Source organism: Saccharophagus degradans 2-40, assembly GCF_000013665.1.
Lineage (GTDB): Bacteria > Pseudomonadota > Gammaproteobacteria > Pseudomonadales > Cellvibrionaceae > Saccharophagus > Saccharophagus degradans.
Map to the genome: position 1 here is coordinate 1,815,394 of NC_007912.1, position 15,184 is coordinate 1,830,577.

Annotated in this window: 13 protein-coding genes and 1 tRNA gene; 10 read left to right on the forward strand and 4 right to left on the reverse strand. The window is 46.8% G+C overall.

What is annotated here, in order from left to right; genetic code table 11:
* Window positions 1–67: 67 nt before the first annotated feature.
* The 4 genes from SDE_RS07330 (at window position 68) to SDE_RS07345 (ending at window position 4,219) form a co-directional block, all read left to right on the forward strand.
* The gene (locus SDE_RS07330; protein WP_049762592.1) at window positions 68–1,051 is read left to right on the forward strand and encodes a cupin-like domain-containing protein; all 984 of its coding nucleotides are present in this window, start codon (window positions 68–70) and stop codon (window positions 1,049–1,051) included.
* Between the two features lie 41 nt (window positions 1,052–1,092).
* A complete protein-coding gene (locus SDE_RS07335) occupies window positions 1,093–2,583 on the forward strand; it encodes a tryptophan halogenase family protein (RefSeq protein ID WP_011467883.1) in 1,491 nt (496 codons plus the stop codon).
* Between the two features lie 32 nt (window positions 2,584–2,615).
* Complete coding sequence (locus tag SDE_RS07340; RefSeq protein ID WP_011467884.1) at window positions 2,616–3,317, forward strand: DUF6445 family protein; 702 nt, start codon at window positions 2,616–2,618, stop codon at window positions 3,315–3,317.
* Between the two features lie 101 nt (window positions 3,318–3,418).
* On the forward strand, window positions 3,419–4,219 hold the full coding sequence (locus SDE_RS07345) for a hypothetical protein (RefSeq protein WP_011467885.1): 801 nt from the start codon (window positions 3,419–3,421) through the stop codon (window positions 4,217–4,219).
* 56 nt (window positions 4,220–4,275) lie between these two features.
* On the opposite strand, the gene SDE_RS07350 is transcribed toward SDE_RS07345, so the two are convergent.
* Window positions 4,276–4,677, reverse strand: coding sequence for a DCC1-like thiol-disulfide oxidoreductase family protein (locus SDE_RS07350; protein ID WP_011467886.1), 402 nt, complete (start codon window positions 4,675–4,677; stop codon window positions 4,276–4,278).
* A gap of 176 nt (window positions 4,678–4,853) precedes the next feature.
* Window positions 4,854–4,940 (reverse strand) — tRNA-Leu (locus tag SDE_RS07355).
* Window positions 4,941–5,525: 585 nt separating this feature from the next.
* On the opposite strand from SDE_RS07355, the gene queA reads away from it, so the two are divergent.
* The 4 genes from queA to secF all read left to right on the forward strand — a co-directional run bounded on the left by queA (window position 5,526) and on the right by secF (window position 10,712).
* Window positions 5,526–6,578 (forward strand): tRNA preQ1(34) S-adenosylmethionine ribosyltransferase-isomerase QueA, encoded by a 1,053-nt coding sequence (queA, locus tag SDE_RS07360; RefSeq protein ID WP_011467887.1) that lies wholly within the window; start codon window positions 5,526–5,528, stop codon window positions 6,576–6,578.
* Window positions 6,575–7,699, forward strand: a complete 1,125-nt coding sequence (gene tgt, locus SDE_RS07365; RefSeq protein ID WP_011467888.1) for a tRNA guanosine(34) transglycosylase Tgt — start codon at window positions 6,575–6,577, stop codon at window positions 7,697–7,699. Before queA ends, tgt begins: the two co-directional genes overlap by 4 nt.
* A 146-nt stretch (window positions 7,700–7,845) precedes the next feature.
* A complete protein-coding gene (secD, locus tag SDE_RS07370; protein WP_011467889.1) occupies window positions 7,846–9,714 on the forward strand; it encodes a protein translocase subunit SecD in 1,869 nt (622 codons plus the stop codon).
* Between the two features lie 44 nt (window positions 9,715–9,758).
* The gene (secF, locus tag SDE_RS07375) at window positions 9,759–10,712 is read left to right on the forward strand and encodes a protein translocase subunit SecF (RefSeq protein ID WP_011467890.1); all 954 of its coding nucleotides are present in this window, start codon (window positions 9,759–9,761) and stop codon (window positions 10,710–10,712) included.
* On the opposite strand, the gene SDE_RS07380 is transcribed toward secF, so the two are convergent.
* Window positions 10,709–10,894, reverse strand: coding sequence for a hypothetical protein (locus tag SDE_RS07380; protein ID WP_041324387.1), 186 nt, complete (start codon window positions 10,892–10,894; stop codon window positions 10,709–10,711). The two genes, secF and SDE_RS07380, sit on opposite strands and share 4 nt — an antisense overlap.
* Window positions 10,895–11,086: 192 nt before the next feature.
* Here SDE_RS07380 and SDE_RS07385 point away from each other — a divergent pair, with 192 nt between their 5' ends.
* Window positions 11,087–13,144 carry a PAS domain-containing protein gene (locus tag SDE_RS07385; protein WP_011467891.1) on the forward strand — a complete coding sequence of 686 codons (2,058 nt, stop codon included), beginning with the start codon at window positions 11,087–11,089 and terminating at the stop codon, window positions 13,142–13,144.
* A 120-nt stretch (window positions 13,145–13,264) separates the two neighbouring features.
* Here the strand turns inward: SDE_RS07385 and SDE_RS07390 are convergent, their stop codons facing one another.
* Window positions 13,265–14,068 carry an inositol monophosphatase family protein gene (locus SDE_RS07390; RefSeq protein ID WP_011467892.1) on the reverse strand — a complete coding sequence of 268 codons (804 nt, stop codon included), beginning with the start codon at window positions 14,066–14,068 and terminating at the stop codon, window positions 13,265–13,267.
* 291 nt (window positions 14,069–14,359) lie between these two features.
* Here SDE_RS07390 and trmJ point away from each other — a divergent pair, with 291 nt between their 5' ends.
* Window positions 14,360–15,163 carry a tRNA (cytosine(32)/uridine(32)-2'-O)-methyltransferase TrmJ gene (trmJ, locus tag SDE_RS07395; protein ID WP_011467893.1) on the forward strand — a complete coding sequence of 268 codons (804 nt, stop codon included), beginning with the start codon at window positions 14,360–14,362 and terminating at the stop codon, window positions 15,161–15,163.
* Window positions 15,164–15,184 lie beyond the last annotated feature (21 nt).

Consider the following 15,184-nt stretch of genomic DNA (forward strand, 5'->3'; position numbering starts at 1 on the left):
CTTTGGTTGGCGGGGTGAACACTTGAATACGTATACCTATGAACACCTAATAGGAGCATCAACTCCTGTGTCAGAGCTAAATGGGTTCGATGCAGGTATGAAATTCACACATCGTAACTCGCCTATGGTGATGAGGGGCTTGGTTAAAAGCTGGCCTGTAGTGCAAGAAGCCAGAGCTTCAGTGCATAGCGCGGTTAACTATCTGTCTAGTTTTTATAGCGGTCACAAAGTTGTGGCTTGGGAAGGACCCCAAAGTACAAAAGGGCGAGTTTTTTACAGCGATGATTTCCGCGCTTTAAACTGCAATCCGGTAAGCAGGCGCTTGGATAGCGTATTGGCGCAACTCGTTACCTTGGCTAAGCTTAAAGATGCCCCCTTGTTGTATGTCGCAACAGCATCTATAGAAAAGTGCTTACCTGATTTTAGTGTAGAAAACCGACTCACCTTTGGGGTGGATAACCCTGCAGCTAGCATATGGCTTGGAAATCGTACTCGAATATCTGCGCACTATGATGTGCCAGAAAATATTGCTTGTAATGTTGTTGGACGAAGACGATTTATTTTGTTCCCGCCCGAGCAGTTGGAAAACTTGTATATTGGGCCTGTGGATTTTACACCTGCAGGGCAAGCAATTAGTTTGGTCGATTTTCATAACCCAGACCCCATCAAATTTCCCAATTTTATAAAAGCCGCGAAAAGTGCCTTGGTTGTTGATCTTGAGCCTGGTGATGCTTTGTATATACCTAGCATGTGGTGGCATCACGTCGAGGGGTTAGACGCTTGCAACGTTCTAGTGAACTATTGGTGGAATGATATTGATGTACACGTTCCACCATCTGATGCGTTACTACATGGGTTGATGGCCATCAGGCAGCTTCCAGAAGAAAAAAGAATCATTTGGAAGCGATTGTTTGATTACTACTTATTTTCAAGTGATCAAACATTTAGTCATATTCCAGAATCAACACGTGGTGTGTTGGGTGCGAACGATGGTGAACAAATAAAGAAATTGTGTCAGTTTTTAAGTAAGCGGTTGGATGTAAAAAATTGAGTGTGTGGTAATGATTGTCGCGAATTATTAGGGTGACCTGTATGAATAACAAAATAAAAAACGTAGTAATTGCAGGTGGTGGTACCGCTGGCTGGATGGCTGCTGCAGCAATCGCGAAACTGTTGGGTAAGAATTTATCTATTACCTTAGTAGAGTCAGAAGAAATATCGACAGTTGGGGTCGGGGAGGCCACCATTCCACCGCTTCAAACATTTCACCGTTTACTTGGTATCGATGAAGCTGAGTTCATGAGGGCGGTAAGAGGGACATTTAAGTTAGGTATTAATTTTGAGAGTTGGCGAGATGTTGGTGAGGATTATTTTCACTCCTTTGGCACCACGGGGCGAGATTGTTGGGCTTCTACATTTCAACATTTTTGGCAACGCGGACTAGCTGAAGGGTATAAGGCCGACTATGGCAGTTACTGCCCAGAAGTGTTGGCGGCAAAACAAAATAAGTTTGCTCATGGAGGTGGGCAGCCCTTGAAATATGCTTACCATATGGACGCCTCGCAATACGCTGTTTATTTGCGGGGCTTGGCTGAGCGTCATGGTGTTAAACGGGTCGAGGGTAAGATTGATCGGGTGAATGTGGACCCCGAGAGCGGTAATATTTTTAGTCTAGCGCTTGCGGGTGGAGAGACACTGGCAGGGGATTTATTTATAGACTGTACCGGCTTTCGTGCGCTACTAGTGGAAGGGGCGTTACATGCCGGCTTTGATGACTGGTCCCATTGGTTGCCATGCGATAGTGCAGTAGCAGTCCAAACTAAAGGTGGGAGTGATTTGCCACCTTATACCCGATCAATTGCTAGAGAAGCAGGTTGGCAGTGGCAAATCCCATTACAGCATAGGGTGGGCAATGGGTTGGTGTATTGCAGCAAATATCTGTCTGATGAGAATGCAAAACATACTTTGCTGAATAATCTAGACGGCGAACCGTTAACTGAACCTAAAATAATAAAATTTAAAACTGGTCAGCGCCGTAAAAGTTGGGTGAAAAACTGTGTTGCCATAGGTTTATCTAGTGGGTTTTTAGAGCCTTTAGAATCCACCAGTATTCATTTAATTCAGCGAGGCATAATACGCTTATTGCAGTTGTTTCCTGTTAATGGAATTGCCCCAACTTTGAGAGATGAGTATAACAAGCAGTCGAAGTCTGAAATAGAATTTATTAGAGATTTCATTATTTTGCATTACAAGGTGACAAATAGGGCTGACCAACCTTTTTGGAGATATTGTAAAGCTATGGATGTGCCCAGTTCATTGGCTCACCGAATTGAGCTGTTTAAGCAAACCGGTAGAGTTTTTAGAACAGAGGGTGAGTTATTTAGTGAGAACTCCTGGATTCAAGTAATGATGGGGCAGGGGGTTATGCCGCAAGAGTACCACCCGATAGCAAATCAAATGACAGAGGACGAGCAGGCTCATTTCTTAAATGGCCTGCGAAACTCGACTGAAATAAGTGTGAAAGCGTTGCCTGCTCATAAAGATTACATTGCGCAGTATTGTGCTGCGTTCGCTCAAGAGTGAGGGGGGCAGGCACTGAGGGGGCAGAGGCTGATATGCTGGAACTGAGCGAAAATATTTGTGTGCGAAAAGAGTTCGTTGGTACCGAAAAAACACCAATAATAATCGTAGATAACATGTTTAAATATATAGATAAAATCTGCGAAAGTGTTCGAGTTAATGCCAAGTTTAATGTGCAAAATGGGAATATTTACCCTGGCCTACAAGCAGGAATGTTTCGCGATTTTGGAGAGACATTTTTAAGTTATGCAAAGATAGCTATTGCAGGGGAATACGATGGTGTAAGCAAATTGCAGTGTAAACCCTATGCTGCTTTTTTCTCGATGGTATCCAGCCCTAGTGTTGCTTTAAGTTTTAAGCAGCGTATACCTCACTACGATCATAATTCACCGTCGTCTTTCGCAGTAATGCTGTATTTGGCCGAAGGTGATTTCGGAGGTACAGCATTTTTTAAGCATAATAAAACGCAATTCGAAACGGTGGATGAACGGAGGAAGGCTTGTTACGCCACCGAATTAGAAAGCTTGGAAGTAAATAGTGCTTCTGAATTTAAGGGCTATCATTCACTAGAAAGCCCTCATTTTACAGCCATCGGTAGTGTCCCTTATCGACAGAATAGGCTGTTAATCTATCCCGGTAATTTATTGCACTCTGGCTTAATTAAAGAAGAAAGAGATGTATTTGTTTCGCCGCAACAAGGACGGCTCACGGCCAACTTGTTCCTCCGCTACGAATAATTTGTCTAAAGGCATTAAAATTAATTGGAGGGAGTCTTGCCGCCAGGTGTCTCTACCTACACCCACTAAATCTGGGCATCAATAACAAAGTAGGTATAGGTATGAACAAACTAAAAATAATTTTAATTCTGACCGCTGTTTCGCTTTTAGGTGCATGCGCCTCGCTGCCGCAGCAGCACATCCCCGAGCTTGGCGCTAGTAAGGCTGCAAGTCTCACTCGTGTTGCGGCGCTTGATCAAACCAATCACATGGTCCAACACTTAGATTCCAGTGGTAACATTGTTTACATTCAATCGTTTGGTGGCGGTGGAGTCGGTTTGGGGCTTATGGGCCCGCTGGGTGTTGCCGCCAACGTTAAAATGATCGAAAGCAAAACCAATGGTGAGGTGGCGCAGCTTAAGGGCAAAATTAACCTAGTACCTGTCGCCGAGTTTAGTGCTGCCGCGCAGCGAGCGGGAATAGCCTTGCGCAACTCTAACGCGCTGGTGCAATTAAGCCCCTACCTTCATGTGGTAAAAACCAAGGAAGATACAATCGGTATAGGGTGTGGTGTGTATATCGAGCGCGCAGGCAAAGTAGATCGTATTCCGGTGCGTTACATCGCTCAGCTACCGCTATCGTATAGCCCAGATGAGTTGGCGAGCTTAAGCGCAAGCCAGCAATTAGCGTTGCAAGAATCTGTGGCAAAAGGGTTTGATTCTATTTTGGCTGTGCTGGCCCACGAGCCAACGGCACAGTTAGAGCAAGAGCCAAAAATAACCGTGTTGTCGAGTTTTGCTTCTCCAAGGTTTGAGTACAAAATGGCGGGGCAACTAATACGCGAAGACAGTGACATTATTTGGATAAGAACCGTCACGGGAGTGATGGGTCTGCTTAAAGACGAAACAGAAATAGACTATTAGTTTAGTCGTTAAACCCTACAAGCTGGCTGCGCCAGCGCTAAATGCGCTGGGGCAGCTCACTTTGCTAAATTATTTATCTTGCCAGCTCCCTTAAGGGTTATTGCTATATCTCTACCTAGTCGCATAATTGGGTAGCTCAATTTCACCAACGCGCTATTTCTAAATAACCGCCTGTTTAAGCCGTTAAACACATCGCCCTTAGCGCCAATTTCTGCCATTAGGCTAAGCGCCTGCTCGCCTTGGTGCAGTCTCCCTTTGTACTTAATTACCATGCCTTCGTCTAGGTTGAGCTTAGCGGCGTTAATTTCTTGTAATACAGGGTGATTTAACTCAGTGCGCGCATCCACAGTATTCAACATGCCAACGGCATCCCTTACTTTAAATAGCGTGGCGCCCATCTGGCATATGGGGCATTCGCCGTCGTATACAAACCAAATTTCTTCTAGGGTTGGTTTCATATGTGGCTACCTGAGTTGACCGGCTGATAGAGTTTACAGTTATAGGACGATGTAAAGGTCGGGGTGGTTTGAAGGGGGGGGTGTTGATGGATGCCTATTACTTGTACGCATCAATTAAGTAGTATTGGGTCTTTGCATAAACAAAAAAGCCCCGCTATTAGCGAGGCTTTGTTGTTTGGTACCAGAGGCCGGACTCGAACCGGCACGCTTTTAAGGGCGGGGGATTTTGAATCCCCTGTGTCTACCAATTTCACCACTCTGGCATTAATTCTTTAGTGAGTAGGGCGCGCAACTGTCGAAGTTGTCAGTGCTTCGCACTGAACCCTGTGGTCGCTCTCAGGCTCCTGCCTTTCGCGACACTCGTACATCCTGCACGTCGTCTACCAATTTCACCACTCTGGCATTAATTCTTTAGTGAGTAGGGCGCGCAACTGTCGAAGTTGTCAGTGCTTCGCACTCAACCCTGTGGTCGCTCTCAGGCTCCTGCCTTTCGCGACACTTGTGCATCCTGCACGTCGTCTACCAATTTCACTGTTTTGGTAAAGCAATTCTTTCTCGCTGTTAGCGTTATCCGCCACTGCGTCAAGGCGCGAAATTATAACAGCGGTTTTGGTTGGGTCAACAGATTATTACTGTTTTATGGTAAGTATTTGGCTGTTAGGTTGAATATTAGCTCGGCTGGTTGTTTATTGCTCGTTTTGGCGGGTGCAAGTGGGGGCGATGGGGTAAAACCTGGGGCCTTGGGTGTGCTAAGTGGGCTTCTTTATGGCATTAATAGTGGTTTTCCATTACCCTTGCGGCCTTAATTTTTTACCTTTCCACCTATTTTGTTGTGTTGGTTTTAGTCCATGCGTCGTCAAGATTTTTCCTACGAATTACCCGATGAGCTTATCGCTCGCCGCCCAACTGAAACACGTACGGGCAGCCGCTTGCTGATGCTCGACGGGCCGAGTGGTGAATTGGCGCACAAGCAGTTCCCTGACTTGTTAAATTTGGTGGAAGAGGGCGATTTGATGGTGTTTAACAATACGCGCGTTATACCCGCGCGCGTATTTGGCCAAAAGGCATCTGGTGGCAAGTTAGAGATTTTGGCAGAGCGCATATTGGATGCGCACAGTATTTTGGCGCATGTGCGTTCAAGTAAAGCCCCCAAGCCTGGCTCAATTATTATTTTGCAAGATGGCACCGAGGTAGAGATGGTCGCGCGCCACGAGGCGTTGTTTGAGCTGCGCTTTCCCGCCGACACCACCGCGCTAGATGTGCTTGAGAATATTGGCCATATGCCGTTGCCACCCTACATAGATAGGGAAGATGAAGCGGACGATAAAGAGCGTTACCAAACTGTTTATGGCACACAAAAAGGAGCGGTTGCTGCCCCCACCGCAGGTCTGCATTTTGATGATGTCCTGCTAGCAAAACTTAAAGATAAAGGCGTACAGCAAGCGTTTGTTACCTTGCATGTAGGCGCGGGTACTTTTCAGCCTGTGCGTGTGGATAATATATTCGAGCATCATATGCATTCAGAAGTGATGCATGTAAGCCAAGAGGTGTGCGACCTTATAAAAGCCACTAAAGCGGCTGGCAAGCGCGTTATTGCTGTGGGCACCACCAGCGTGCGCTGCTTAGAAACCGCCGCGCAAAACGGTGTGGTAGAGCCTTATCAGGGTGATACAGATATTTTTATTTACCCGGGTTACCAATATAAGGTGGTGGACGCATTGGTAACCAACTTCCATTTACCTGAATCTACCTTGCTTATGCTCGTTTCTGCTTTTGCAGGGTATAAGCACACAATGAACGCCTATCAGCAGGCGGTGGCGCAGTGCTATCGCTTTTTTAGTTATGGCGATGCCATGTTTATTACGCACAACGCCGAAGCCTGTAAAGAAGAAATAAAATGAAATTTGAATTAACCACAACCGATGGCGATGCACGTCGCGGTCAGCTCACTTTTTCTCGCGGAACTGTTCAAACACCTGCTTTTATGCCGGTGGGCACTTACGGTACGGTTAAAGGCATGTTGCCCCGAGATATTGTTGATAGTGGAGCTGAAATAATTTTAGGTAATACTTTTCACCTTATGCTGCGGCCGGGCACAGAGGTTGTAAAGGCGCACGGTGATTTGCACGATTTTATTCAGTGGCAGGGGCCAATTCTTACGGACTCTGGCGGCTTTCAGGTGTTTAGCCTCGGGGATATGCGCAAAATTAGCGAAGAGGGCGTGAAGTTTCGCTCGCCAATTGACGGCAGTGAAGTATTCCTAGACCCAGAAAAGGCTATGCAAGTGCAGCGCGATTTGGGCTCAGATATTGTAATGATATTCGATGAGTGCACGCCGTACCCAGCAACCGTGCACGAGGCGCGAGTGTCTATGGAGCTCTCTTTACGCTGGGCTAAGCGCAGTAAAGATGCCCACGGCGATAACCCATCGGCTTTATTTGGTATTGTGCAGGGCGGTATGCATGAGAGCTTGCGTTCCGAATCCCTCAAAGGGTTAACCGAAATTGGCTTTGATGGCTATGCCATTGGTGGGCTTTCAGTGGGCGAGCCCAAAGAAGATATGTTGCGCATTTTGAATCACTTAAAAACCGAGATGCCAGCCGATAAGCCGCGCTACCTAATGGGTGTGGGTAAGCCAGAAGATTTAGTTGAAGGTGTTTGCCGCGGTATAGATATGTTCGATTGTGTGATGCCTACACGCAATGCGCGCAATGGTCACTTGTTTACTCAGGCTGGTGTGGTAAAAATACGCAACGCGAAGCACAGGCACGATACCGGCCCGCTGGACCCAACCTGCGATTGCTACACCTGCCAAAACTTTAGCCGCGCGTACTTACATCATTTAGATAAATGTGGCGAAATTTTAGGTGCCCAGCTGAATACAATCCACAATTTACGCCATTATCAAACCGTAATGAGTGAGTTGCGTGCAGCTATAGGGAAGGGCGAGTTGGCGCAATATGTAAGCCATTTTTATGCTCGTCAAGGTAAAGAGCGGCCTGCAATTGCGACGCAAAGCTAAGGCTAAGCCTTGAATTGGGCGGCAGGCACCCTTATTAAGCTGTATAATCCCGCCGCTTTATACTTTTAGCCGGCTCGGAAGAAGCCGCTAACATTCACGTTATTTTTATAAGAACTGAAGGCCATTTGGCCGCATTAGGACCAGTCATGAATCGCTACCCGCTTTGGAAATATTTGCTCATCCTAGCTGTCGTGGTTATTGGGTTTCTCTATTCGTTGCCTAATATTTACGTTCCCGACCCCGCTATACAAATTTCCGGTATCCGCTCTGGTGTAGAGGTAGATGCTAACGCACTCAATACTGCTACCAAAGCGCTTGAAGAAAACGGCATTCAGTATTTTGGCGCCGAAGCCGGCGAAAAATCTGCACTTATTCGCTTTGCTACGCAAGATGATCAGCTTCGCGCGCGTACCATTGTGCAGCGTGCTTTAAGCCAAGAAAACTACGTAGTGGCCTTTAACCTAGCGCCAACCACACCGCAATGGCTGGTTGACTTGGGCGCAGGCCCAATGAGTTTGGGCTTGGATTTGGCGGGCGGTGTGCATTTCTTGTTAGAGGTGGATACAGAATCTGTATTAGCTAAAGAAATGGAAGGCTTCGAAGATGACATTAGCGGCTTAATACGCAAAGAAAAATTGTACGGTGTAAGTACTCGTTTAACCGATGGTGAGATTGTAATTACTGCCGATTCAGATGATTTACGTACAGATGTACTCTTGCTGCTGAAAAAAGAATTAAGTGAATTAGAAACGAAAAGAACAGAAAGGGGCGGCAAGTATATTGTTACTGCTGTTCCGAGTGACGCTTACATTCGCGAAAAAGAAAAGCACGCAGTGCAGCAAAACTTAACCACGTTGCGTAACCGTGTGAACGAAATTGGTGTTTCTGAGCCGCTGGTGCAAACGCAAGGTCGCAACCGTATTGTGGTGCAGTTGCCAGGTATTCAAGATACCGCACGCGCTAAAAAGATCTTAGGCAAAACCGCTAACCTAGAATTTCGCTTAGAGGCACCTAAAGATGGTTTAGCTTCGCAAAAAGAGCATTTTGAGTTTCGCGATGAGATAAAACAAGCGCGATATGGTGGTGCTTGGTTAGAAAAGCGCCCGTTTGTAACTGGGCAAAACGTAACTGGCGCAACCCCAGGGTTTGATGATCAATCAAACTCGCCCATGGTGAGCATATCGCTAGACAGCAAGGGTGCAGGATTAATGCACCGTAAAACCCGTAAGCACGTAAATGAGAGTATGGCGATTGTATTAATTGAATACGATACCAAAGTACGAGAAGAAGTTAACGAAGCGGGTGAAACTGTAATTGTTACAGAGCAAGTACCCAACCCTAAAATGGTTAGCTTGGCGAATATTAACGAAGCGCTGAGCAAGCGATTCCAAATTACCGGTTTAGATTCACCAGAAGAAGCATCGGAATTGGCGTTGTATATTCGCGCTGGTGCGTTGGCTGCCCCTATGTCATTCGTAGAAGAGCGCACCATTGGCGCTTCGTTGGGGCAAGAGAATATCGACCTGGGTGTTAAATCGGTACAGCTAGGTTTGGTGCTAGTGCTTATCTTTATGATGGTGTTCTACAAAGTGTTTGGCTTTTTTGCCAACTTGGCGCTTGCGGTTAACTTAATGGTGCTTGTGGCCGTTATGTCTATGTTTGGCGCTACGCTTACCTTGCCTGGTATTGCCGGTATTGTGCTTACTGTAGGTATGGCGGTGGATGCAAACGTGCTTATTTTCTCGCGAATAAAAGAGGAGCTTAAAGCAGGTTCTTCGTCGCAAACGGCCATTAACAGCGGTTACGATTCTGCATTTTCAACCATTTTGGATGCGAACTTAACAACATTCATTGTTGCCATTATTTTGTACGCCATTGGTTCTGGGCCGGTTAAAGGTTTCGCGGTTACTTTAGCTATAGGTATTATCACTTCCATGTTTACTGCCATTGTGGGCACGCGCGCGCTAGTTAATTTAGCGTTTGGCGGTCGCAATGTTAAAAAACTCTGGATATAAAATTCTTACTTCGTATAAAACGAGTAATACAAGGCGTTGAAATAATGACTCCAGAAAAAATTCTTAACTTTATGGGGCAGCGTAAATTAGCTGCGGTGTTCTCTATATTATTGTTGGTTGGCTCCATTGTTTCTTTAACAGTGCAGGGGCTTAACTTTGGCTTGGATTTCACTGGTGGTACACAGCTGGAATATAAGTACGAAACAGCCGCCGACTTGAACGCAATTCGAGCAACTTTAGAAGAGGCCGGTTATACCGGTGCTGTAGTGGTGAACTACGGGTCTGACACGAATGTGTTAATGAGCCTGCAGCAATCTGTACCTCCCAGTGCAGATCCGTCTAAGCCACAAGAAATTGTTTCTATTGGCGAAGTGGTGCTGGAATTACTTGAAAGTAAATCTAGCGAAGAAATAGAGCTGCTGCGCACAGATGTTGTGGGTGCACAGGTAGGCGAAGAGTTGGCAAATAGCGGCGGCATGGGTATGTTGTTGGCGCTAGCGGTAGTAATGGCGTACGTTGCGGTGCGCTTCCAATTTAAATTTTCTGTTGGTGCTGTGGCAGCGTTAATCCACGATGTGATAATTGTGCTGGGTGTGTTTTCGTTTTTTCAGCTTACTTTCGATCTTACCGTGCTGGCGGCGGTGCTTGCGGTAATAGGTTACTCGCTTAACGATACCATTGTTGTGGCAGACCGAATTCGCGAAAACTTCCGTTTAATTCGTAAGGGCGATTCAGAGGAGGTGATTAACATCTCTTTAACGCAAACCCTTGGCCGCACAATGATTACCTCGTTAACCACTTTGCTAGTGTTATTGGCGCTGTTCTTTGTGGGTGGCGAGATGATCCACAATTTCGCCTTAGCATTAATTGTGGGTGTTGTGATTGGTACTTATTCGTCTATTTATGTTTCTGCCAATATTCTAATGGCGATGCATATAGACCGCGAAGATTTAATCCCTGTTGTGAAAGAGGGTGAAGAGCTCGACGAGCTGCCCTAACAGGGGTGTTTTAAATTACGCTTGTGTTGGCGGCTTTGTTTGCCGTCGGCATGGGTTTTAATATAGGCGCCATCTAACTGGTGGTTGCCACTAAATTTGTGGCAGCGTTCGGTTAAATACATATCGCCAATAAGGGTGAATGTATCTCTAATGGATTGGGTTGTGGATGCTATAAAGTTCATGCCGATCTCCTACCTCTTGCGGCTTTGCTGCTTCTATTGAGTTTGCGGATACGCCATGTAGCCGCCGCTAGCATTGTCACAGCTCTTCCCTTCAGTATAGACTTGGTTCTCCTTTTCCCTAGGTAATATCCTTTAATAGTCTAAATAGTTATTTTTTATAGCTTTTAAGCGAATTGATGCATACGGTAATTTATGGGTTGGCTCAGCGAAGTAATAACAAGCCGCAAGCGGCAGCAGCGATCGTCACTTGGGGCGCGTTTACGGGCTATGCAAGAGGTTCGGCAAAGGTACGAACGGATATTTCGCGGTAGTCACGGCTATGGTTTTGTGGACTGGGACTTTAAAAACCGCAAAATGGATTGGAACGGTGGATTTTGGGCCTATCTGGGGTATGGCGAAACCGATATGGAGCACATCTCTAGCCCGGGTCAGTTTATGGAGTATGTGCACACAGATGATCGCGCGAAGGTTAACAATTTTGTTCTGGGAGAGTTAAAGGGCGTCGGGTCGGGCGAATTGGTGTTCCGTATCCGCAAAAAGAAAGGTGGATATATTTGGGCTGAGGTGCGCGTAGATAATGTGCGCGATTCTCAGGGCCGAGTATCGTTTATGTCTGGCGTGGTATTTGATGTCACCAAGCAAAAGCAGACTGAGCAGGCGTTGCTTATTAGTGAAGCGCGCCATGCGCGAATTATTCAGTCATCGAATGACGGCATTTGGGAGTGGTCGGCAGACCACGGGGGCTTCCAGTTCTCCAACCGCTGCTGGGAGCTGCTAGGGTACGATCAGCACGATGACGAGCTCAACCAAGGAGTGGATAAAGTGCAGGCGTGGCGCGACCGCATGCACCCTGAAGATGGTGAGTTATTCGATAGAACCTTAGAAAAGCATATCAAGGGCGAAGGCCCGTTTGATGTTGAGTATCGCATAAAAGGCAAAAACGGCAATTGGCGTTGGATACGTGGTCGCGGTCAGTTGGCCTTTGATGCGGCTGGCCAGCCTTTACGTATGTCTGGCACCAATATGGATATTACTCAGCTTAAGCAGGCTGAAGAGAAAGTGGTAAAGGCTAAGGAACTAGCTGAGAAAGCCAATAAAGCTAAGTCTGAATTTCTTTCCAGCATGAGTCACGAATTGCGCACTCCTCTCAACGCAATTTTAGGGTTTGCACAGCTGTTTGAGTTGGACAAAAACCTTAACCCAGCGCAGCGAGAAAATATTGGCGAAATAGAAAAGGCCGGCAAGCATTTGTTGGAGTTAATTGGCGACGTGTTGGATCTCGCCAAAATTGAAGCCGGTAAAATGGATTTCGAGCTCGAGCAGTTAAACCCCATGCGATTAGTGGATGAATGTATTCCTCTTATGCGGCCACTGGCGGTTAAAAATCGCGTAGAAATAAACGTCCATAATTTCGAGCTAGGCAATGCCAGCGTGCGTGCCGACTCGGTACGTTTAAAGCAAGTATTTATTAACTTAATTTCGAATGCTATTAAATACAACCGCAAGGATGGCCGAGTAGATATCGTTTTTTCGGAGACCGAAGAAGGGCATTTGCGGGTCAGCGTACAAGACACAGGCTTTGGTATTCCGCTAAAGCAACAAAAATATATGTTCCAGCCCTTCAATAGATTGGGGGCCGAGCGGGGCGAAATTGAAGGTAGCGGTGTGGGCTTGGTAATTACACGCCAGCTTGTGGAGCAAATGGGCGGCGAGCTCGGGTTTTCTAGCGATGAAGGCAAGGGCAGCAAGTTTTGGGTGCAGCTGCCGCTATACTCTGAGTCTGCAATTGGCGAATACCTAGGCGAAGCGGCCGACGTGGCAACGGCAGTACAAGCCGAGCAGGGTGAGCTACCTACACTACGCGTTGCTGAGCGCAAAAATATTCTTTATATCGAAGATAACCCGCCCAACCAGCGCTTGATGCGTCAGGTTCTATCACGTTTTCCTGTTCTGCATTTAGAGGTAGTCGAGGAGGCCTTGCGCGGTATTTTTATGGCGCGTACCCAGCATCCCGATTTAATTATTCTGGATATAAACATGCCGGGTATAAATGGGTACGAGGCACTAAATGTATTGCGCAAAGATCCTGCCACCCAAAAAATTCCTGTTATTGCGCTATCTGCCAATGCTATGAGTCACGATATAGAAAAGGGTATGGCTTCTGGGTTTGATGTGTATTTAACTAAGCCGCTAAACTTGGCGTTGCTAATAGATGCTATAAACGAGCTGATAGCGGACGAAGCTTTCTAGGTAGGGTTTTAATAGCGTTTTAGGTGGCTGGTGGCTTTTAGTTACAATGTTAATGGCCAATAAAAAGGCTTGTCGTACTAGCGACAAGCCTTTTTAGTTTTTACTGCTGGCGCTTAAGTACTACTTCACATTACCCATATGCTTGCCAACTACTTGTAGCAAGCCTTTAAATACTTTGGGTGTACCGCACACTACATGGCCGCTTTCTAAAAAGGTGTTGCCGCCTTTAAAGTCAGAAATTAATCCGCCGGTTTCTTTTACTAAAAGTACACCTGCAGCAATATCCCACTGGTTTAAATTCATTTCCCAGAAGCCGTCAAAGCGGCCGGCGGCCACATAGGCCAAATCTAATGCTGCGGAACCTTGGCGACGAATGCCAGCTGTTTGGCCTGCAATCTCTTTTACGCAAGCAAGGTAAGAGTCGATATTTTCAAGCGAATAGCCGTTGAACGGAATGCCGGTGCCAATAAGTGCGCCATCCATGTTGCGACGGTTGGTTACACGCAAGCGGCGGCCATTTAGCATGGCGCCTTTACCGCGGCTGGCAGTAAATTCTTCGCGACGCATTGGGTCTACAATTACTGCGTGTTCTATTTGGCCGCGGTATTTGCAGGCAATAGATACAGAGAAGTGCGGTACACCGTGTAAAAAGTTAGTGGTGCCATCTAGTGGGTCGATAATCCACTCGTATTCGCTTTCTTTGGCACCAGATTGGCCGGATTCTTCACCGAGAAACTTGTGGTCGGGGTAGGATTTGCTAAGAAGATAGATGATTTCCCGCTCGGCTTGACGATCTACATCGCTGACGAAATCGTTGCGACCTTTTTCTTCTATATTCACTAGGTCAACGCGCTCGAAAGAGCGTTCAATTAGTTCGGCGGCTTTACGCGCTGCTTTAAGCGCAATTGTTAACATGGGTTCCATGGTATGTCTCACTGGCCAAGGGCTAAGGTCGCATCAATATTGGCGGCCACGGTGGGCAGCAAAGGATGCGGTAGCGGGATTCAAATTGGTATAGAACAAGCGATGAGCACTGCCATCGCAAAACAGGGCGCGCATTATAGCAACATCTGCCTAGCTTTAATAGCAATTGGCGTAGGCGTTTGCAGTCAGTGTCTGTTAAACTGCGCGCCTTTTGAGCAGCGCGGCCAACAGTTTTGGCCAGCAAGGACCCGCAGGCGTTGTAGGCCGTAAACACAGAATTGAGTAACACGCATGGCAGAGCACGACAATTTCAATCGCATTCGAATCGTAATGGTAAACACTACACACCCCGGTAATATTGGCGGCGCCGCGCGAGCTATGAAAAACATGGGGCTGGGTAAACTGTATTTGGTAGACCCTAAGCAATACCCCGCGGAAAAGGCAGTATGGCGCGCTGCGAGTGCAACGGATGTGCTAGATGATGCAGTGGTGGTGGGTAGCCTAGATGAAGCGATAGCTGATTGCACCTTGGTTGTTGGCACCAGCGCGCGTGAGCGCAGAATTCCTTGGCCATTGCTTACCCCGCGGGAGTGTGGCGATAAAGCTTGGGCAGAGGCCGGTAAGGGCGAAGTGGCAATTGTGTTTGGTCGCGAAGACCGCGGGTTAACAAACGAAGAGCTGCAAAAGTGCCATTATCACGTGCATATTCCGTCAAACCCAGATTACAGCTCGCTAAACATTGCGGCTGCTATTCAGGTGTTGTGCTACGAGATTCGCATGACGCATTTGGCCGAAAAAGAGGGTAAGCCCATTCATTTTGACGATTGGGATGTGCCGCCTGCCAAGCAGCAAGATATGGAGTACTACTACGCGCACTTGGAGGAAACGTTGGCAAAGCTGGATTTCTTAGATCTATCCAACCCACGCCAAACCGTTACCCGCATTCGACGTATGTTTAACCGTATACGTATGGATGAAATGGAAATTAGCATTCTGCGCGGTATGCTCACATCTATTCAGAACCAGATTTACCATTCAGGTAACAAAATAGAGGCCCTAAATGAAGAGATTGCCAAATTAAAGGGTGAGAAGTAATACCAGAAGGGGCCATAAGGC